The organism is Streptomyces sp. NBC_00316 (assembly GCF_036158715.1).
GTDB lineage: Bacteria > Actinomycetota > Actinomycetes > Streptomycetales > Streptomycetaceae > Streptomyces.
In genome coordinates this window covers 3,121,345-3,140,336 of the sequence record NZ_CP108023.1, presented here as the reverse complement: position 1 = coordinate 3,140,336, position 18,992 = coordinate 3,121,345, and the positions used below count along the sequence as shown (strand labels likewise).

The following is an 18,992-nucleotide window of genomic DNA, read 5'->3' as shown; positions in this document are numbered from 1 at the left end:
AGCGGGGCTACGCGGTGCCGACGCTTTGGGCTTCGGAGCACCAGCTTGGAAGACCCCGTATGCGGATCGCGGCTGACCAGGCAACTCGCTGAACTGCGCGCAGGCGGGCGCTGAACCGCTGTTCCCCGCTACTCCCCGATGGGCGCCGCCTGGTCGGGCACGCAGCGGACATGCGGTCACTCGTAGATTCGGGCGGCACTTAGCCTCGATCCACCGAGTGGCTCGCTTGCTGTGGATGAGCAATCAAGAAGAGGTGCCTGCTGACCTGCGATGATGGGAGTTCTGACGCTTCCAGCACGCACAATCAGCAAGGCACCTCGTAGATGCAAGTTTCCCATACTCCGGCAGCGGTCTCCGCTGCGTTCGATGACCCGAACCTGATCGCGTATGCCGGGCTGCTGCCGGTGCTGCGGCTGGCCGAGCGGTGCGGGCTGTCGCGGTTGGTGGCCGAGAAGGTGAAGCTGACCGGCGCGAAGAACGGGGCTGGGGCTGCGGCGGATGCCAAGGTCACCAGCATTGTGGGCGGCATGGCCGCGGGTGCGGACAGCATCGACGACCTTCACGTCCTGCGGCACGGCGCGATGCCGGCCGTGTTCGCAGGTGCCCGTGCCCCGTCCACGCTGGGCACCTTCCTTCGCTCGTTCACCCACGGTCATGCCCTCCAACTCCACGCTGTCCACCGCCGGTTCCTGGCCGCACTGGCCGCGCACACCCCCTTGTTGCCGGGCTCGGACGAGATGGCGTTCATCGATGTCGACTCCACCCACAAACGCGTCTACGGGCGGGCGAAACAGGGCGCCGAGTACGGCCGGTTCAAGGGCATCCGCACCCTGCACCCGCTGCTCGCCACGGTCTGCACCCCGCAATCGAGGCCGGTGATCGCCGGCGTGCGGATGCGACGCGGCAAAGCAGCAGACTCCCGCGGCGCCCCGAAATTCGTGAGCGAGGCCCTGGCCACCGCCCGCGAGGCCGGCTGCACCGGGACCCGAATCCTGCGGGCCGACTCGCAGTTCTACAACGCCGGTGTGATCGCCGCCTGCCACCGGGCCGGAGCCCACTTCTCGCTCACCACCAGCATGAACCCCTCCATCAAACGAGCCGTCCACAGCATCCCCGACGAGGAATGGCAGCACATCAGTTACCCGACCGCGGTGCCCGACCCCGCCACCGGTGAACTCATCTCGGACGCCGAAGTCGCCGAGATACCCCAATACACCGCCTTCGCGAGCCGCAAAAAGAGCGAGCAGATCACCGCCCGGCTGATCGTGCGCCGGGTCCGTGACCTCGCCAAACCCGCCGTCGTGGGTGAACAGGGCGAGTTGTTCCCCGTCTGGCGCTACCACCCCTTCTTCACCGACCAGCCCGCCGCAACCCTGCAGGCCGAGCGGGAACACCGCCACCACGCCGTGATCGAGCAGGTCATCGCGGACACCAAAGCCGGCGCCCTGGCCCACCTGCCTTCCGGGCACTTCCACGCCAACGCCGCCTGGCTCACCCTGTGGGCGATGACCTACAACCTGCTGCGGGCCACTGGCTCCCTGACCTCCGCCTTCCACGCCAAAGCCACCACCGCCACGATCCGCACCCACCTGGTCCACGTTCCGGCCCGGATCGCCCGCTCCGCCCGCCGCATCACCCTGCACCTGCCACACAACTGGCCCTGGCAGCACGCCTGGACACACCTCTTCCACACCGTTCACGGCCCACCCGGCTGACGCGAACAGCCCCTACCCGACCCGCCCGCCGCCAGGGCCCAACCGGAACCGAACCCGTGGAAAAGCTGGGCAGACCAGCGACTACAACCTGCCCATACCCGAGCGCCGACCTGAAACCGGCTCGAAACCGGTCACAAGATCACTCCCCAAACCACGTCGGTGGATCAAGGCTTAGCGCCCTGGCAAAGAACGTCCAGCCGCCCTCGGGAGGCAGGTCCTGCTTAAGGTGGGTATACGAGCCCTGAGCGTCCGCGATCCAAGCCCCCAGGGCCTCCAGGAAGCGGTCCAGGGTCTGGTTCTCCCACTCCGCGCCGTGCTGCGCATGGTCCTCGCGAAGGCGCGCGAGAAAGGCAACCAGGGCCTCCCGGTTCGGTATGTGATCCTCGGCACTCAGAAGGGGGTCCATGTCGGGCACCGTATAGCTAGGCAGCCAACGCCCGTACGCTGACCTGCGACTTAGTCGTTGTCGGTTGTGAGCGCGTCGTTGTGCCCGCAGCTAGACACCCAGCTGCGGGCACAACCGTAGAGGGAAGTCGCCTCCGGCGCCTGCGACCTACCAGGGTCGGCTTCGCCGACGGGCTGTAACACCCGGGGTGTTGCAGCCCGTCTGTGACCGGACACCCCGGACAGCTCTCATATTGACTGTCCGGGCGGTTGTCGCAGGTCAGCGCCCCAACCGGACAGTCGGACAGCTGGGACACCTTTTAGCGCGGTCGCACAGGCCCGGACAATCCGTCCGGGCCTTTCGCCGTTCAGCCCTACACCCTGATTACGGTGGTCACCGCTGGGATCTCTTACGCGTTCACCACCGCCTCGGTACCGTGAAGGCGCCCCTACTCAGCAGCGGGAGGCAACACCCCATGCGTGGTCTTGGAGATCACCTCAGCATCGGCGAACGAATCGCGTTCTACCGGAAGCGCCGCGGATACACGCAAGAGGTGCTGGCCGGGCTGGTCGGCCGTAGCACTGACTGGCTGGCGAAAGCCGAGTCCGGACGACGCAAGCCGCCACGCATCGACATGCTCGCGGAACTCGCACGTATCCTGCGGGTTCCCCTCGGGGACCTTGTGGGGCAGTCCATGCTTGTGGAGGACGAGAAGCAGCAGGACGATGTGCCGGCCGTCCGCGACGCGCTCATGAGTCCGCGGCGGCTCTCCCGACTTCTCTTCGGGCCGGAAGCAGGCGCTCAGCTTCCGACCCCTGCTCCGGCCGCTGTGCGTGTCGAGAACGCGTGGAACGACTACCAGGGCGGTCGGCTCGGCAGCGTGATCGCTGCACTTCCTGCGCTCCTCCAAACCGCTCAGGAGCTGGAGGATCGCGCAGCGCGCCGCGAGGAGGATCGCCACGACTGCTGGGCGGTGTCGGCCCGCACGCACCACCTTGCCGCCACGACGCTCGCGAAGATCGGGGAGTCCGATATCTCATGGCTCGCGGCGGAGCGCGCGATGCAGGCGGCAGATGCGTCCGATGACCCGCTCGTGCTGGCGTCGGCCGCCCGCTCAGGAACGCACGCCCTGCTCGCCAACGGCCGCTATGAGGCGGCGATGCAGCTGGGCGACGTAACGGCGACCTGGCTGTCCCCGCGAGTGGCGGACGGTGACCCTGCCGCGCTGAGCCTGCTCGGCATGATTCACCTGCGGGCGGCTGTCGCCGCAGCTCGGCACCAGGACCGTCCGACGGCTACCCGACTCTTGGACCGTGCCGAAGAGCTTGCGGAAGACCTCGGCTCGGATGAGAACTACTGGCAGACCGGCTTCGGCCCGACGAACGTGTTGCTGCACCGGCTGTCCATTGAACTGGATCTCGACAACGTCGCGTACGTGGTGGAGAACGGCCGGATCAACGTGGACCACATGCCCCAAGAGCGCAGCGTCTCGCATCGGATCGACTTCGCCCGCGCGCTCTCGCTCGCGGGACACGGAGACGACGCCTTCGCGGAACTGCGCACGGCCGAACGGACGTCGCCGCAGCTCGTGCGCAACAATCCCAGAGTGCGCGAGACGCTGCGGGACCTGACCAAGCAGTCCCCCATGACTGCGGGCTCTCGCTCGTCCGAGGTGTTCGTGATGGCCCAACGATGCAGGGCGGTGCAGTGAGAGCGGCGAAGCGCGGAGTTCTCGGAGTCGTGGGATCGGCGGCCGGCGGAGTTGAAGCCCTCCGCACCGGGCTGGTCGAGCCTGCGATCGAACGCGGCTGGACGGTGGCCGTGACGCTGACACCGACCGCGGGCAACTGGCTCCGGATGAGCGGCGAGGTGGAGCGGCTGGAGAAGCTGACCAGTCTCCCGGTGCGGGACGAGTCGCGGCTACCTGCAGACGCACGGCCGCACCCGCCCGTTGACTGCTACGTGGTCGCCCCTGCGAGCGCGAACATGGTCGCCAAGCTTGCGACGGGTATTGCGGACAATCAGGCGCTGACCCAGGTGGCCGAAGCCATTGGGACCATCGGACTTCCTGTCGTGGTCTTCCCTCGAGTTAATGCGGCCCACGCCCGTCACCCTGCCTGGCAGCGCCACCTTGAGGCGTTGCGCGAAGCGCAAGTTCACCTTGTCTACGGGCCGGATGTGTGGCCGCTGTACGAACCGCGAGAGGCTCCCTCCGGACGCGAACTCCCGTGGACCGCAGTACTGGATGCTGTTGATCGAGCAATGAAGTGACGTACGGTCAACACCACTGACCTGCAAAGACGATGGACCCGGACAATGTGTCCGGGTCCATCGTTATTTCCGCGCCCAAGCTGTCTCGCATGTCAGAGACGTTCGAACAGCAAAGCAGCGGAGCGGGACTTACCCCGGCTCAGTGCGCCCTGATCAGAGCGAGTCTCAACAAGGCGCGTATGGAGGCGACTCGGCTGGTCCAGCGGGCCGATGTCGTCACTGAGCGGGTGCTGACCCGCCGGAGTTCACGATCTGCTCAAGGCGCTCAAGTCGCTTCCCAAGCTGACGGATCGTCTCGTGCATCGCGCTGATCTCCGTCGCGAGCGCCACGAACGCCGATCCTCCTCGCTGCCCATCATCGACGGGCTGCGAAGGGTCAACCACGAAGGTGCCGCGCCCCTGCTGGGAGAACACGAGACCTTCCTCACTGAGCTCGCGGTAAGCGTTCTGCACCTTGACCAACGTCACCCCATACTCCTTGGCCAGTTCGCGGGCGGCTCGCAGCTGATCGCCGGGGCCGAGGTCGCCGTTGACGATCTCGTGGCGGATGTCCGCCGCGATGTCCTTGGCCGTAGGGCGCGGTGTGCCAGGGCTCTTCTCCATGGGGTCGAGCCTAACCGGCCTAGGTCAATTTCATTCTTGGCGCTCCCCTTGACGACTCGGATCGACCTAGGTAACTTCCTCCCTGTGAGCAATTGACCTAGGTCAATCTGGATCACGCGTCAAGGCTCGCCTGCACCGGTGAAGCCGAGAGAACCGCACTGCCTGCGCCCGGAGGGCCCCGTGAGACGGGTTCGAAGGAAGCGTTCGTTCCTTGACAACTGAATCGGGATTCGTCGCCTCTCCTGGCCCAAGTAGGCGGCGCGCGCGGCGAGAGCCGTGCGCTGAACAGCGCAGCTTCAACCACTTCGCAGCGCACGGCGCCTGCGGCCGGTTGCCTCCCTTGCCCGTCTCGTACGGGCGAGGCTGAGGGGAGCCGGAACTACGACTTCACCCCGGAGCGGTCGCCTCTCACCACAAGGCCACGACCGCCCGGTTCCCCGTCCCTTCGATTACAGGAGTGCTCAATGCGTTCATTCATCGGCGGCCACGAGGTCGTCTCAGACACCGACTTTGTGGAACTGGCTCTGGGGACCCCGGTTGAGCTGTGGCTCGGGGTCGAGGGCGAGAGCGAGATGGAACGTGCGGCCCGCATGGATGCGGCCCGCGACATCCTCGCGGACAACCCCGACTTCCCCGACCGAGTGAGCCGGGTCGCCGCGGAGGCGATCGAGGCGTTCGCGCCGGAGCTGTTCAACGTCGTCTCGCTATCGCGGCCCGTCGGCCGCCGTCGGCCGTCCCGGAAGGCGGCAGCAGCATGACGACCACCACACAGTCCGCGGATCGGCCGGCCGTACCGCCGCTGACCCGCCCGGAAATGGGTCTGGCCGGGTTAGGCGCTCTCGCTGCGGCTGGGGTCGGTGCTCTGGGCTTGATCTCCTCGTTCGACGCGGTGTCCGCTGCTGCGTTGCGGTGGGGGTTCGGTGAGCCGTGGATGGTGCCGGTCGGCATGGACGTGTCCATCCCGGTGTTCTCCGTGGCGAATCTGCTGCTGATCCGGATGGACATGGCGCTTGCCTGGGTGCGGTTCGTTCCCTGGGTCCTCACCCTGGTGACCTGCGGTCTGAACGTCTCGGCAGGCCACGGCACATGGGCGAAGGTCGCTCACGGGACGATGCCGCTGCTGTGGGTGGTGTTCTCCGAGATCGGTGCCCACATCTACGCGGTACGGATCGGTGCGGTGACCGGCCGCCGCATGGACAAGATCCGCGCCTCACGCTGGCTGCTGGCCTTCCCTTCCACGTTCGCCTTGTGGCGGCGGATGACGCTGTGGGAGATCACCTCCTACGCCGATGCGCTGGCCCGCGAGCGGGAGCGTCAGCTGACCCGCGCCGAGCTGCGCGAGCGGCACGGTCGCCTGTGGCGGTCGAAGACGCCCCGCCCGGAACGGGTGCTGATGAAGCTCGGGGAGCTCAATCCTCCGAGCGAGGCAGAGCCGCCTACCGAGAAGCCGGAGCCGGAGCCGAATGGCGGCCCCGAGGCCAAGCCGAAGCCGTCCGCGAAGCGGCCCACACGCCGTACCCCGAGTAAGACGAAGGGGAAGCGGACCCCGGACGAGATCCTGTCCGAGGCCCGGGCGACCACGGCAGGTTGGAAGGACTCGGAGCTGACCGCGGACCGGATCCGGACCGCGGTGCACGTCTCGCAGGCCACCGCCCGCGTTCTGCGGGACACGCTCAAGAGTGAGCGGGCCGCCGGTCAGCCACTGCACGCCGTCGACACCCACACCGGGCAGGACAACGACGGTGACGATGCCGGGGCGGTGGCGGCATGAGCACCCTCTTAACCACCCTCGCCGCGGCCGGTCCGCTCGTGGCCGGGTGGTCCGTCCACACGGTGTGGATGCGTCGCTGTCTGCACACCGCCCGCCGTGACCCGCTCACCGGGCTCCGCACCCGCGATGGGTTCACCCGCCGCGCCACCACCCTGCTCAAGGACCCGCGGGCGGTCGTGGTCCTCGCGGACGTCGACCGCTTCAAGCAGATCAACGACCGCTACGGCCACGCAGCCGGGGATGCGCTGTTGAAGGCGACCGCGGAACGGTTGGCCCACTACGTCGGCCAGCACGGGGTTGCCGGACGGCTCGGGGGTGACGAGTTCGCCGCGGTCGTCATCGACAACCACGGCACCGCCGCCGACCTTCTCGCGGTCCTGCACGGAGTGCTCGCCCGCCCTGCGGACGGTCTCGACCCTGCCCCTGCGGTGCAGACCACGGTGTCGCTCGGCTGGGTCCGCGCCGCCGACCACCCGGGCGAGGACCTGTCCAGTCTGCTCCGTCGGGCCGATGAAGCGATGTACGCGGCAAAGCAGGGCCGGGCCGGGGTCCGCCGGGCCGGGCTCGGCAGGCTGTTCGCCACCTGGTCCGGCCGCCGTGCCGGCCGCCGCGGCTCCGGGGCCGAAACGGCCCCAGGGGTGGCGGCCTGATGGCCCCGGCGTTCGGCAAGTGCTACGACCCGACCGGCGCCCTGCACGGGATACCGACCTTCCCGTGGAAGTACGCACCCGACGGGTACGCCACTCGCCGCCAGCTCCGCGCCCGCGGTCTGCGGCCCGGTGGTCAACCGGTCGCCGCACAGGTCATGCGCCGCTCCCGCCGCCGCAAAGCGGGGGTGTCAGTCGCCTACCTCTACCGCATCGACCTGGCCAAGTCCGTACGCCCGATGACACCGGGACGTGCGACGGCACTCGCCAAAGCGATGACCGCCCGCCGTACCTGCCCCAAGTGCCGCACGGACGCCGGGTACTGCATCCCGACCTCGCTCGGCATGTGCCCCGCCTGTGCCTACGCCTCCTGAACAGCGCGTTGCTTGGCGTCCGCTCGCTCAGCCCGGTTGCGCGAGCGGAGGCGTTTGACCCACACCAGCAGTGACCAGCCTGCGAACCACACCAGGCCTGCCGCTTGGCCCCATCCCAGCGAGGTGCTCCAGGATGCGGCGGTCAGCGCGTACGAGGCAAAGACCACCGGCCCCGCCACGCAGTGCGATAGGGCAAACCTCTCCAGCCATATGCCGCCGCTGCTCTCCGCCATGATCTCCCGCCCGACGTTAGTGATCCCCAAAAGCGGGGCCCGGACGCCTGCCGGCAAGCGCCGTCCGGACCCCTTTCCAACCCCAGTTGTCCGGGAAGGACAGTCAGTGAATCACGACGACGAGAACGAACTCTTCAACCGACTCGAAGCCGACATGGCCACCAACGCCGGACCCGACTCCGGGGCGGATGTGGTTGACCTCGACAAGGCACGGTCGGCCCGTTCCGAGTCGGCCGACCTCACCGCCGACCGGTCGGCCGACCCACACACCGCACGGTCGGGCAGCGGGTCGGACGACCCGACCGAGCCCGTGATGGTCGACGGTCCGGCGGAAGTCGGGCCCGGGTTCATGGGCCGAATCATGGGCGCCAAACGCAGGGCGATCGTCCCGCAGTGGCTGCGCTCCGGAACCGAGTTCACGACCGCCACCCGCTGGGCCGCAGGCCACTACGGGCACCTGGCCGGGTACCACGCGCTGCGTTCCCCGTACTACGCGGCCCGTCTCGCGTTCCAGTCGCCGCGGGGTGCGGCGAAGTTCGTGGGCGGGACGCTGCGGTGGGTTGCCGACCGTGAGGGGGAGCCGGTCCGACTCGCTTCCGTCCGGCGCGAGGACGCGGCCGAGTATCTGAAGCTGTCCCGGCAGCGGGACGGCCGGGTGCGACTGCGGACCCTGATCACGGTGCTAGCCATGTTCGTCGGGCTTGGTGCCGCGCTCGCCATCTACGTCCTCGCCCCGGGTTGGGTGCAGGCCCTGTCGGTCGGGGCGGTGCTGCTCGCGCTGGGGTCGGCCGGCACGCAGGCCGACGCCCCGGTCATCACCCGGGCCGTGGAGATGACCAAGGCACCCAAGCTCACGTCCGACATCGTGCTGCGGGCCCTCGGTGCGCTGGGCATCACGGCGATCAATCAGGTGCAGAGCAAGGGACGGGACGGGTTCACGTTCACTGCTCCGATCACCCGCGACGGCCCCGGATGGCGTGCGGAGGGCGACCTCCCGTACGGCGTCACCGTCACCGACGTCATCGAACGGCGCGACAAGCTCGCCTCCGGGCTGCGCCGCCCGCTCGGCTGCGTGTGGCCCGAAGCGGTGCCGGACGAGCACACCGGGCGCCTGGTCCTCTGGGTCGGCGATCAGGACATGTCGACCGCCGCCAAGCCCGCATGGCCCCTGATCAAGGGTGGCTCCGTCGACCTGTTCAAGCCGGTCTCGTTCGGCACTGACCAGCGCGGACGCTGGGTCGACATCACCCTGATGTACATCGCCGGTGTCATCGGAGCCATCCCGCGCATGGGCAAGACGTTCCTGCTCCGCCTGCTCCTGCTCATCGCTGCCCTCGACACCCGGGCCGAAGTCCACACCTACGACCTCAAGGGCACCGGCGACCTCGACCCGGTGGGCGAGCGCGTCTCGCACCGCCACCGGGCCGGAGACGACGACGAGGACATCAAATACGCACTCGCTGACCTGCGAGAACTGCGCACCGAACTCCGCAGGCGCGCGAAGATGATCCGGTCCCTGCCTCGGGATATCTGCCCCGAGTCCAAGGTGACATCCGAGCTGGCCAACAAGCCCAAGCTCGGACTGCACCCGATCGTGATCGGGGTCGACGAGTGCCAGGTCTGGTTCGAGCACCCCAAGCACGGCGGGGAGTTCGAGGAAATCTGCACCGACCTGGTCAAGCGCGGCCCCGCCACCGGCATCGTGCTGCTCCTGGCCACGCAGCGTCCGGACGCCAAGGCCTTGCCGACCGGAATCAGCGCGAACGCGTCGGCCCGGTGGTGCCTGAAGGTCATGGGCCAGCTGGAGAACGACATGGTCCTCGGCACGTCCAGCTACAAGCGGGGAATCCGGGCCACGATGTTCTCTTGGAAGGACAAGGGCATCCACTACTTCGTCGGTGAAGGCGCCGACGCAAGGATCGTCTCGTCCGTCTACGTCGACGCGCCCACCGCCGAGGTGATCGGGCTGCGGGCCCGCCGCCTGCGCGAAGCCGCCGGAACCCTCACCGGCCACGCAGCCGGGGAGACGTTCGAGACCAGCGAAAACGCTGGATTCGACCTGCTCGCCGACATCCTCGCGGTGGTGCCGGCCGAGGAGCCGAAGCTGTGGTCCGAGGTTGTCGTCGCACGCCTGGCCGAGCTGCGGCCGGATGTGTATGGCGGGTGGGAGCCCGAGCAGCTGGCCGTTGCGCTGAAGCCGCATGGCATCAACACCGGTCAGGTCTGGGGCAAGACCGAGGCCGGGAAGGGCGCCAACCGGCGCGGTATCGAGCGCTCCCGCATCCTCGCCGCGATTGCGGAGCGTAACGGAAATCAAGACGCGGGCTGACTCGGTTCGCCGCTAGACCTAGCGTCACACCCCGCTAGGTCTAGCGGCGCCGCTAGCGGCCAAAACCCGCATTGATCAGGGAGCTAGCCACGAGCGCCCCACCTGCGAAAACCCCTGAAACAGGCCCAGGAGGCCCCTGATGACCCCTGTCCTGGTCACTAGCGCACTCTTCCTTCTCGTCACCTTCGGTTACGGCGGCTTTTGTGCGGCCTCGCCGTTTGGAGACTGCCGCAAGTGCCGCGGGATGGGCCACGCGGTCAAGACCGACCGCAAGGGCCGCACGAAGCGCGGCAAGGACTGCCGTCGCTGCAAGGCCACCGGCAAGCGCATACGCGTCGGACGCCACCTCTACAACGTCGCCGCCCGCCTCCACCGCGACGGCACCCGCTGACCATTCCAGCGTGCGACCGGCGACCACCCGTCATGAGACGGGCCCCGCTCCGAGCAGGAGCTAGGCGGGCGTGGTCGCCGGTCAATGCCCCCAAGCTTGCCAGCACCCGGGGCGTGCAGAGCGTATTCACCCTTTCCCTCCCACCGGAAGCGAATTACGTCATGGCCGTCACCGTCTCCCTGGTCCTGCTCTTTGGGCTGGTCCTGTTCTTCCTGCTCCGCTCCAACACCCTCGGCTACGGCTCCGCGTTCATCGCCGTCATGTTCGGGTTCTTCCTCGCCTCCACCGGCGCCTCCGGACCCATCAACGAACTCACCACCGCCGTCATCAAAGCCATCCCGAACCTGTGAAGGGACCCGCCATGAACGAACAGATCGTCGCCCGCCACTGGGTCGCCCTTGCGGCCCCCAAGGCGGCACCCGCCTTCGCTACATCCACGGTGCTGATTCTGGGCCGGATCTGGAACGCCAACGGCGCCGAACACAGCACCGGCAACGCCGCGTTGATGGTCGTCCTCGCCGCCGGAGCCGCGACGGCCGGCGCATTCGCCGCTGCTGGGCGCGGTGGCGGTGACGGAGTGCTCGCCGCAACCGCGTTCGCCACCTCCGGCGGCCTCGCCCTCGCAGGCGTCGCCGGATACGCCGATGGGCTGTCCCTGCCGCTCCTGCTCTGGGTGCTGGCCACCGCGGTGGCGTACGGGATCGCGGCCCGCTACTGGCGCACCGACCGCCGCGACACCGTGGCGCACGAACGGCAGAACGTTGTGCGGCGCGAGGATCACGCGCACATCGAGCGGATGGAGATGCTGCGCAGCCGCACGCAGATCGAGGTGGCCCGCGAATCCGTCGCCTACGCCGACGCGCTCGCCGCCGCACTCACCGCCCGCGCCACTCTCCCCGGCTTCGACCCGCAGGCACTCACACGGGCAGGACTGCCCGAATTGCCCAACCCGAACCAGTAGCTACGCCCGAGGCGGTCGCCTCTCACCACAAGACCGCGACCGCCTCGGCTCTCCGTCCCTTCGACAGAAACAGGAGAACTACCAGCATGACGCATGACCGCAACCACGCGCTGCTGTCCGCGGCGCTGGACGCCGCACGCCGCGGCTGGCACGTCTTCCCGCTCATCCCCGGAGACAAGCCTCCCGCGATCCGGAATTGGGAAGAGCGCGCCACGACCGACCCCGGGCGGATCGAACGATGCTGGGAGCGCGCCGCGTACAACGTAGGCGTAGCGACCGGCCCGTCCGGTCTGGTCGTCGTCGACCTCGACCGGCCCAAGCACCCGCAGGACACCCCGCCCGCGGATTGGGCCGAACACGGGGTTACCGACGGCGCCGACGTGCTCGCTGTGCTCTGCGAGCGCCACAGCCAGCCCTTCCCCACCGACACCTACACGGTCCGCACCTGGAGCGGCGGCACGCACCTGTACTTCGCCGCCCCGGACGGTGAACCTCTGCGCAACACCGCCGGTGACAGCGCGCGCGGGCTGGGCTGGAAGGTCGACACCCGGGCCGTGGGAGGACTCGTAGTCGGCGCGGGCAGCACCTTTGCCGGACGGCCCTACGAAGTCGTGCACGCCGCTCCGGCAGCGCCGCTGCCGGGCTGGCTCGCCCAGCTGCTGCGCCCCGCGCTGCTGCCTCCGCAGCGGCCGGTCACGATCGCGCTCGCCGCACACGATCGGCGCTCCGCGTTCCTGCGGGCCGCGGTCGACGGCGAGTTGGCCCGCGTGACCGACTCCGGCCCGCACCAGCACAACGCCTCGCTCTACATCGCCTCCGTTGCCTTGGGGCAGCTGGTCGCCGGGGGAGGGCTGGACGAACACGACGTGACCGGTTGGCTCGTCTCCGCCGCGCTCAGCGTCGGCCAGGGCGAGCGCGAGGCACGCCGCACCATCGCCTCCGGCCTGCGCGCCGGAGCCAACCGGCCCCGGCAGGTGGCGGCATGAACGCGTCCCCGATTCCCCCGCTGCACCTGTACTCCGTCCCCAGCGGTCCGCAGCCCGCCCCCACGGCACCTCCGGTGCGTGAGCGGCCCCGCACCGCGTGGACCGCGGACCAACTCATGGCCACAGAGTTCCCCGAGCCGAAATGGGCCGTGCCCGGCATCGTCGCCGAAGGCGTCAGCCTGCTCGCCGGACCGCCCAAGGTCGGCAAGTCCTGGCTGTCCCTCGGGCTCGGTCTGTCCGTCGCGGCCGGAGGCCACGCGTTCGACTCCGTGCCCGTCGAAGGCGGCCCCGTCCTCTACCTCGCCCTGGAGGACACCCCGCGTCGGCTGAAAACCCGGATGGGCAAGCTGCTCGGTGGGCAGAAAGCGCCGGCCGGTCTGACCCTGGTGACCGAATGCCCGCCCTTCCCACAAGGCGGCAGCGAAGCCATCGCCCAATGGCTGGAGCGCAACCCGGACGCCCGGATGGTCGTCATCGACGTGTTCGCCAAGATGCGCGGACAAGCCCCGCAAGGCGTGTCCGCCTACGACGCGGACTACGTCTCCGTCGGCTACGCCAAGCGGCTCGCGGACCACTACGGCATCGCCGTCGTCCTGGTCCACCACGTCCGCAAGATGGCCTCCGAGGACTTCCTGACTGAGGTTTCCGGAACCAACGGCATCGCCGGAGCAGCTGACGCCACGCTCGTCCTCAAGCGGGCCCGCGGACAGGCTGACGGCATCCTCCACGTCACCGGCCGCGACGTGAACGAAGCCGAATACGCCCTCCAGTTTCAGGAAGCCTCCGGCGCCTGGCACCTGCTCGACGGGCCCGCGTCCGACCACACCATCGGCGACACCCGAGCCGCCATCCTCCGGCACGTGAGGGCCAACCCCGGCGCCAAACCCAAGGACATTGCCGACGCACTCCCGCACGTGGATACGGACACCGTCCGGCGCACCTGCTCCCGCATGGCCACCGACGGACAGCTCACCAAAGACGGCAGCGGCAGGTACTACCCGGACACCGACACTCGGACACAGACCACCCAACAGGTGTCCCAGCTGTCCGACTGTCCGGTCACCCCACCTGACCAGCACAAACAACCCGGACAGTCAGAAACGGAGCTGTCCGGGCTGTCCGATCGGTCTGCCCGCGCCGGGCAGCAGGGGGGGACCTGACCGTGGCCCGAGACGAGATGCTGACCATCTCCCAGGTCATCACGGAGATCGGTGTTCCCCGCGCGACTTTCTATCGATGGCGGCAGCTCCGGAAAGGGCCCAAGGCTATCAAGCTGCCGAACGGAGCCGTCCGTATCCGGCGTTCGGAATTGGATCGGTGGATCACCGGTCTTGAGGAGACCGCGTGAACAATCGCAAGAGTGGTACTCCGGGCGGGCGCGAGAGTGCTCGCCCCGCAGGGCCCGAAGCCGCAGACCTTTCCACTGACGTAAGGGTGTGGAAGGTCAACAAGGTGAAGAGCAAGAAAGCCCCCTATCAGCTGCGCTGGATCGTCGCCGGAAAGGTGAAGGCCGCGAGCTTCACCACGGACGCGCTCGCGCAGAGCCGCCGCTCGGAACTCTGGCAGGCCATGCGAAGGGGCGAGGCCTTCGATACGGATACGGGTCTCCCAGAATCCGAACTTCGCGCCGCCGTCGAGAAGGGGAACACCAGGCCGGACCCGAAGTGGTGGGACTTCTGCCCCGAGTACCTGGCCGCTCGCTGGCGCAGTACCGCCGCGAAGACCCGCGAGGGTATCGCGGACAGCCTCGCAACGACCGCGCTCGCCATGATGGGCGACGGAGCCAACGCGCCGACGCTGGAGGAAGTCCGCTACGCGGTGCGGTGGCGTGTCGTACCTACCCACAAGGACGAAGAGCCGCCGCCGGACCTGCTGGCCGCCTGTACGTGGCTCTCGCTGCACTCGCTGCCGCTCTCATCCCTGATGGACCCGAAAGTTCTGCGGGACGTTCAGTACCGGCTTTCCTTCAAGTTGGATGACCGGCCAGCCGCGGGGGAGACGTACAAACGCCGCCGACGGGGACTGAACACGGCTATGGAGTACGCGATCGAAGCGGGGTACCTGGAAAGCAACCCGCTCGCCAACATACGGCGGAGCGGCTCGCGTGCCGGGGACGCGGTGGACCCGCGCGTATTGGTCAATCAGGATCAAGGCGCGCAGCTTCTGACTGCCGTCTCGTACGTGGGGAGCGTTCACCGCAATCGCGGCCGTAGATTGGTCGGATTTTTCGCCGTCCAGCTCTACGCCGCGCTTCGGCCGGCCGAAGCGGTAGGGCTCCGGAAGAAGGACTGCTACCTCCCCGAAAAGGGGTGGGGCACCCTGACTCTTCGCGAGACACGCCCGGTGGTCGGAACGAAGTGGACGGACTCCGGTCTCCGGCACGACCGGCGCGGCCTTAAATCACGTGAGGCGAACACCGACCGCCCAGTGCCGATCCCGCCCGTGCTGGTTGCCATGCTCCGTGCCCACATCGAGGAGTTCGGGACGGCCAAGGACGGTCGGCTCTTCGCCAACGAGCGCGGGGGAGTCCTCGGCTCCACCAGCTACTGGCGGGTATGGCAGGAAGCCCGCCCCTACGCGCTGCCGCCGGACAAGACCGATTCGCCGCTGGCCCACCGGCCGTACGACCTGCGGCACACATGCATTACCAACTGGCTGAACGCCGGCGTCCCCGTGGCGGAGGTGTCCCGCCGCGCCGGGAACTCGCCGGAGGTGGTGCACCGCCGGTACGCGGGCTGTATCGACGGACACGAGGAGCTGAACAACCGGAAGATCGAGAAGTCCATGGGATGGGGGGAGGAGACCAGCGAGTGAGCTGCGATCAACCCTGAAAACTCACTCGCTACTCACTCGCGATCAGTGACACACAACGACAGAGGGTCGGACCCAGTGAGACTGGGTCCGACCCTCTGTGCTTGGCACTTTGCCTGGTCAGCGGCTTGATCACGCTGTCCGGACTGAAGTGCCCCCGGCAGGATTCGAACCTGCGCACCCGGCTCCGGAGGCCGATGCTCTATCCCCTGAGCTACGGGGGCGTATCGCTGTGCTGCTCGGCGACAGGTGAAACACTACCAGCTTCCGAAGGGTGTCCGTGAACAGGTATTTCCACGCGGTCACCATCCGCGTCCTCCCGTTCGCCGCGCCCCGGCTCCGCCACGCTTCGCGGCGTCGGCCCGCCTGCGCGAGAGCGTCGCCGTGCCTGCAGCGGAGCCCCTCGACCGGCACCCGTCCGGGGCCGGAAATGGGCAAAACCCGGACGCAGCCCCTACGCCCCGCCTACCCTCGGAGTGTGTCAGGGGCGTGTGGCCGCGTGCTTGTTGTCGACGACAACAAGGTCATCCGGCAGTTGATCAGGGTCAATCTCGAGCTGGAGGGCTTCGAGGTCGTGACCGCGGCCGATGGTGTCGAGTGTCTGGATCTGGTGCATCGGGTCTGCCCCGATGTGATCACTCTCGATGTCGTCATGCCCCGGCTCGACGGCCTGCAGACCGCCACCCGGCTCCGGACCGACCCGCGGACCAGACATCTGCCCGTTGCGATCATCAGCGCCTGTACGCAGTACGAGGTGGACAACGGTGTCGCAGCGGGGGTCGACGCGTTCCTGGCGAAGCCTTTCGAGCCGAGCGAACTGGTACGGCTCGTACGGCGGCTGGCGAACCAGGAGGAGCCGACGCCGCTCGACGGCAGACACGGTGCGGGAAGGGCCGAGAGCGCCGCGGGCTGACCGCATGGCGAAACCGGGTCGCGGAACGCCCCCCTTTCTCCCCTAGGCTTGTCCCGTGACCCCCGCCGATCTCTCCAGGACCGTGCTGCACGCTGTGCGCCGCGCGGTCGACGAGGACGCCTTGCGCGCGCCCGTGCCGGCGCGCGTGCGGGTGGAGCGGACGCGGCCCGGCGGCAGCGGGGACTACGCCTGCGCCGTCGCTCTCCAGCTGGCCGGGGCCGCCGCGCGGCCGGCCCGGGAAGTGGCCGCGATCCTGCGGGACCGGGTCGCCGGTATGCCAGGGATCGGGCGGGTCGAGGTCACCGGTCCGGGGTTCCTGAATTTCACGCTCGACGCGACGGCCGACGCCCGCGTGCGGGAAGCGCTCATCCATGACGTACGGGAGCGCGGTGCCCGTTACGGGCACGGAGACGCACTCGCCGGGGACCGCCTGCACTTCCGCCACGCCCGCGACGTCCGGGCCGCGGTCACCGCCCACGCGCTGGCAGCGATCGCTCGCTCCCAGGGCGCCTCGGCGCGCACCGGCTGCGACGGGACGCCCGACCCGGAGTGGGCACGGCTCGGTGTGAGCGTCGACGCCGCAGGGGAGCCGGACGGGACCCTCACCGTCGTCCGGCCGGTACCGGCCGGTGCCGGAGCGGCGGAGCTGCTGGGGCGGCTCGGACCGGATGCCGCCCGGTGGGGGCTGCTGCGACCGGCCGGGCACGACCGGGCCCCGCTCGGCGACGAGTTGCTCGTGCAGACGGTCGCCAACCCGCTGTTCCTGGTCCGCTACGCCCACTCCCGGACCCGCGCCCTCACCCGTGGCGCCGCGCTTCTGGGTTTCGAGGGCTCGTACGACGAGGACGTCGACGCACCCGCACTGATGCGCGCGCTGGCCGACTACCCCGACGCCCTCGCCGCCGCTGCGCGCCACCGTGCGCCCGACCGGCTCGCCCGGCAGCTCGAGGACCTCGCGCACGCCTCCTTCGACTTCCAGGACTGCGCATCCCCGCTGCCCGTCGGCGACGAGAAACCCCTGGCCGCCCACCGCTCCCGGCTGGCCGTCGCCGAAGCCGCCGGGACGGTGCTGGCCGGCGGCCTGTCCCTGCTCGGTATCCGCGCACCCGAACACCTCTGAGAGATCCGAGAGAGCAGAGCAACACCATGAGCCGATCCGCACACCCCGCCGGTCCCCGTCACGCCGACGTCCTGACCGAGGGGCACTACGCAGCTCCGCCCGCCGACCTCAATGCCCTCGACGAGAAGGTCTGGGCCCGCACCGTCTCCCGTGACGACGACGGCGCCGTCACCGTCGGCGGGATCGAAGTGACCCGGCTGGCCGAGGAATTCGGCACGCCCGCCTACTTCCTCGACGAGAGCGACTTCCGCGCCCGCTGCCGCGCCTGGGCCGACGCGTTCGGACCGGACGCCGATGTCTTCTACGCCGGCAAGGCGTTCCTGTCGCGCGCCGTCGTGCGCTGGCTCAAGGAGGAGGGGCTCAACCTCGACGTCTGCTCCGGCGGCGAGCTGACCACCGCGCTGGACGCCGGAATGCCCGCCGAGCGCATCGCCTTCCACGGCAACAACAAGACCGTCGCCGAGATCGAGCGGGCCGTCCGGGCCGGTGTCGGGCGGATCGTCCTCGACTCGTTCCAGGAGATCGTCCGTGTCTCGCACATCGCGCAGCAGCTCGGCAGGCGCCAGCGTGTACAGATCCGGGTGACGGTCGGCGTCGAGGCGCACACCCACGAGTTCATCGCCACCGCCCACGAGGACCAGAAGTTCGGTATCGCGCTGGCCGGGGGACAGGCCGCCGAGGCGGTGCGCCGGGCGCTCACCCTCGACGGCCTCGAACTGGTCGGCATCCACTCGCACATCGGCTCGCAGATCTTCGACATGGCCGGTTTCGAGGTATCCGCCCGGCGCGTGGTGCAACTCCTCACCGAGGTGCGCGACGAGCACGGTGTCGAGCTGCCGGAGATCGACCTCGGCGGCGGCCTGGGCATCGCGTACACCTCCGACGACGACCCGCGCGAGCCGCACGAGATCGCCAAGGCGCTGGGCGACATCGTCAGCCGTGAGTGCGAGGCGGCTGGCCTCGCGACCCCGCGGATCTCGGTCGAGCCCGGGCGCGCCATCGTCGGCCCCACCGCGTTCACGCTGTACGAGGTCGGCACCGTCAAGCACCTCGAGGGGCTGCGTACGTACGTCAGTGTCGACGGCGGCATGTCGGACAACATCCGCACCGCGCTGTACGACGCCGAGTACTCCGTCGCGCTGGTCTCCCGTCGCTCCGACGCCGAACCGATGCTCGTACGTGTGGTCGGCAAGCACTGCGAGAGCGGGGACATCGTGGTCAAGGACGCGTTCCTGCCGTCCGACCTCGCGCCCGGCGATCTGATCGCGGTACCCGCCACCGGCGCCTACTGCCGCTCGATGGCGAGCAATTACAACCACGCGCTGCGCCCGCCCGTCGTCGCCGTGCGCGACGGCGAGGCGCGGGTCATCGTCCGGCGTGAGACGGAGGAAGATCTCCTGCGTCTTGATGTCGGTTGATGAAATAGACGTCTCAGGATCCGGACGCGTAGCAGAAACTCCCGTCCGGTGAGTGAGACTGGTC

Annotated in this window: 20 protein-coding genes and 1 tRNA gene; 18 read left to right on the top strand and 3 right to left on the bottom strand. The window is 68.9% G+C overall.

What is annotated here, in order from left to right:
- The first annotated feature begins 323 nt into the window (after positions 1–323).
- Positions 324–1,715, top strand: a complete 1,392-nt coding sequence (locus OG878_RS13800) for an IS1380 family transposase (RefSeq protein ID WP_328885304.1) — start codon at positions 324–326, stop codon at positions 1,713–1,715.
- Between the two features lie 139 nt (positions 1,716–1,854).
- Here OG878_RS13800 and OG878_RS13795 read toward each other — a convergent pair whose 3' ends face one another.
- Positions 1,855–2,121 (bottom strand): DUF7660 family protein, encoded by a 267-nt coding sequence (locus OG878_RS13795; protein ID WP_328887074.1) that lies wholly within the window; start codon positions 2,119–2,121, stop codon positions 1,855–1,857.
- Positions 2,122–2,575: 454 nt separating this feature from the next.
- On the opposite strand from OG878_RS13795, the gene OG878_RS13790 reads away from it, so the two are divergent.
- Positions 2,576–3,811, top strand: a complete 1,236-nt coding sequence (locus OG878_RS13790; protein WP_328887073.1) for a helix-turn-helix domain-containing protein — start codon at positions 2,576–2,578, stop codon at positions 3,809–3,811.
- Between the two features lie 29 nt (positions 3,812–3,840).
- Positions 3,841–4,371, top strand: a complete 531-nt coding sequence (locus OG878_RS13785; protein ID WP_328887072.1) for a flavoprotein — start codon at positions 3,841–3,843, stop codon at positions 4,369–4,371.
- 216 nt (positions 4,372–4,587) lie between these two features.
- On the opposite strand, the gene OG878_RS13780 is transcribed toward OG878_RS13785, so the two are convergent.
- Complete coding sequence (locus tag OG878_RS13780) at positions 4,588–4,974, bottom strand: GntR family transcriptional regulator (RefSeq protein ID WP_328887071.1); 387 nt, start codon at positions 4,972–4,974, stop codon at positions 4,588–4,590.
- Between the two features lie 464 nt (positions 4,975–5,438).
- Between OG878_RS13780 and OG878_RS13775 the strand changes: the two genes are divergently transcribed.
- The 12 genes from OG878_RS13775 to OG878_RS13720 all read left to right on the top strand — a co-directional run bounded on the left by OG878_RS13775 (position 5,439) and on the right by OG878_RS13720 (position 15,480).
- Entirely contained in the window at positions 5,439–5,732 is a 294-nt protein-coding gene (locus OG878_RS13775) for a hypothetical protein (protein ID WP_328887070.1), read from the top strand.
- A complete protein-coding gene (locus OG878_RS13770) occupies positions 5,729–6,745 on the top strand; it encodes a DUF2637 domain-containing protein (protein ID WP_328887069.1) in 1,017 nt (338 codons plus the stop codon). Before OG878_RS13775 ends, OG878_RS13770 begins: the two co-directional genes overlap by 4 nt.
- Positions 6,742–7,395: a GGDEF domain-containing protein gene (locus OG878_RS13765; RefSeq protein WP_328887068.1), complete on the top strand. Its 654-nt coding sequence runs from the start codon at positions 6,742–6,744 to the stop codon at positions 7,393–7,395. The genes OG878_RS13770 and OG878_RS13765 overlap by 4 nt, the downstream gene beginning before the upstream one ends.
- The gene (locus OG878_RS13760; RefSeq protein ID WP_328887067.1) at positions 7,395–7,766 is read left to right on the top strand and encodes an RRQRL motif-containing zinc-binding protein; all 372 of its coding nucleotides are present in this window, start codon (positions 7,395–7,397) and stop codon (positions 7,764–7,766) included. The genes OG878_RS13765 and OG878_RS13760 overlap by 1 nt, the downstream gene beginning before the upstream one ends.
- 339 nt (positions 7,767–8,105) lie before the next feature.
- Complete coding sequence (locus OG878_RS13755; RefSeq protein ID WP_328887066.1) at positions 8,106–10,328, top strand: cell division protein FtsK; 2,223 nt, start codon at positions 8,106–8,108, stop codon at positions 10,326–10,328.
- A 139-nt stretch (positions 10,329–10,467) separates the two neighbouring features.
- A complete protein-coding gene (locus tag OG878_RS13750; protein ID WP_328887065.1) occupies positions 10,468–10,719 on the top strand; it encodes a hypothetical protein in 252 nt (83 codons plus the stop codon).
- 161 nt (positions 10,720–10,880) lie between these two features.
- Positions 10,881–11,069, top strand: a complete 189-nt coding sequence (locus tag OG878_RS13745) for a hypothetical protein (protein ID WP_328887064.1) — start codon at positions 10,881–10,883, stop codon at positions 11,067–11,069.
- 11 nt (positions 11,070–11,080) lie between these two features.
- Positions 11,081–11,680, top strand: coding sequence for a hypothetical protein (locus OG878_RS13740; protein ID WP_328887063.1), 600 nt, complete (start codon positions 11,081–11,083; stop codon positions 11,678–11,680).
- An 86-nt stretch (positions 11,681–11,766) separates the two neighbouring features.
- Positions 11,767–12,666: a bifunctional DNA primase/polymerase gene (locus OG878_RS13735; RefSeq protein WP_328887062.1), complete on the top strand. Its 900-nt coding sequence runs from the start codon at positions 11,767–11,769 to the stop codon at positions 12,664–12,666.
- Positions 12,663–13,826, top strand: coding sequence for an AAA family ATPase (locus OG878_RS13730; protein WP_328887061.1), 1,164 nt, complete (start codon positions 12,663–12,665; stop codon positions 13,824–13,826). Before OG878_RS13735 ends, OG878_RS13730 begins: the two co-directional genes overlap by 4 nt.
- Positions 13,823–14,014, top strand: a complete 192-nt coding sequence (locus OG878_RS13725; protein WP_267007958.1) for a helix-turn-helix transcriptional regulator — start codon at positions 13,823–13,825, stop codon at positions 14,012–14,014. The genes OG878_RS13730 and OG878_RS13725 overlap by 4 nt, the downstream gene beginning before the upstream one ends.
- The gene (locus tag OG878_RS13720; protein ID WP_328887060.1) at positions 14,011–15,480 is read left to right on the top strand and encodes a tyrosine-type recombinase/integrase; all 1,470 of its coding nucleotides are present in this window, start codon (positions 14,011–14,013) and stop codon (positions 15,478–15,480) included. The genes OG878_RS13725 and OG878_RS13720 overlap by 4 nt, the downstream gene beginning before the upstream one ends.
- 149 nt (positions 15,481–15,629) lie before the next feature.
- Here OG878_RS13720 and OG878_RS13715 read toward each other — a convergent pair.
- Positions 15,630–15,701: transfer RNA gene (locus tag OG878_RS13715), tRNA-Arg, on the bottom strand.
- A gap of 206 nt (positions 15,702–15,907) precedes the next feature.
- On the opposite strand from OG878_RS13715, the gene OG878_RS13710 reads away from it, so the two are divergent.
- Genes OG878_RS13710 through lysA form a run of 3 tightly spaced genes read left to right on the top strand, consistent with a single transcriptional unit; the run spans position 15,908 to position 18,928 of the window.
- On the top strand, positions 15,908–16,390 hold the full coding sequence (locus tag OG878_RS13710; RefSeq protein WP_328887059.1) for a response regulator: 483 nt from the start codon (positions 15,908–15,910) through the stop codon (positions 16,388–16,390).
- Between the two features lie 55 nt (positions 16,391–16,445).
- Positions 16,446–17,510, top strand: coding sequence for an ArgS-related anticodon-binding protein NrtL (gene nrtL / locus OG878_RS13705; RefSeq protein ID WP_328887058.1), 1,065 nt, complete (start codon positions 16,446–16,448; stop codon positions 17,508–17,510).
- 26 nt (positions 17,511–17,536) lie between these two features.
- Positions 17,537–18,928, top strand: a complete 1,392-nt coding sequence (lysA, locus tag OG878_RS13700; RefSeq protein ID WP_328887057.1) for a diaminopimelate decarboxylase — start codon at positions 17,537–17,539, stop codon at positions 18,926–18,928.
- Positions 18,929–18,992 lie beyond the last annotated feature (64 nt).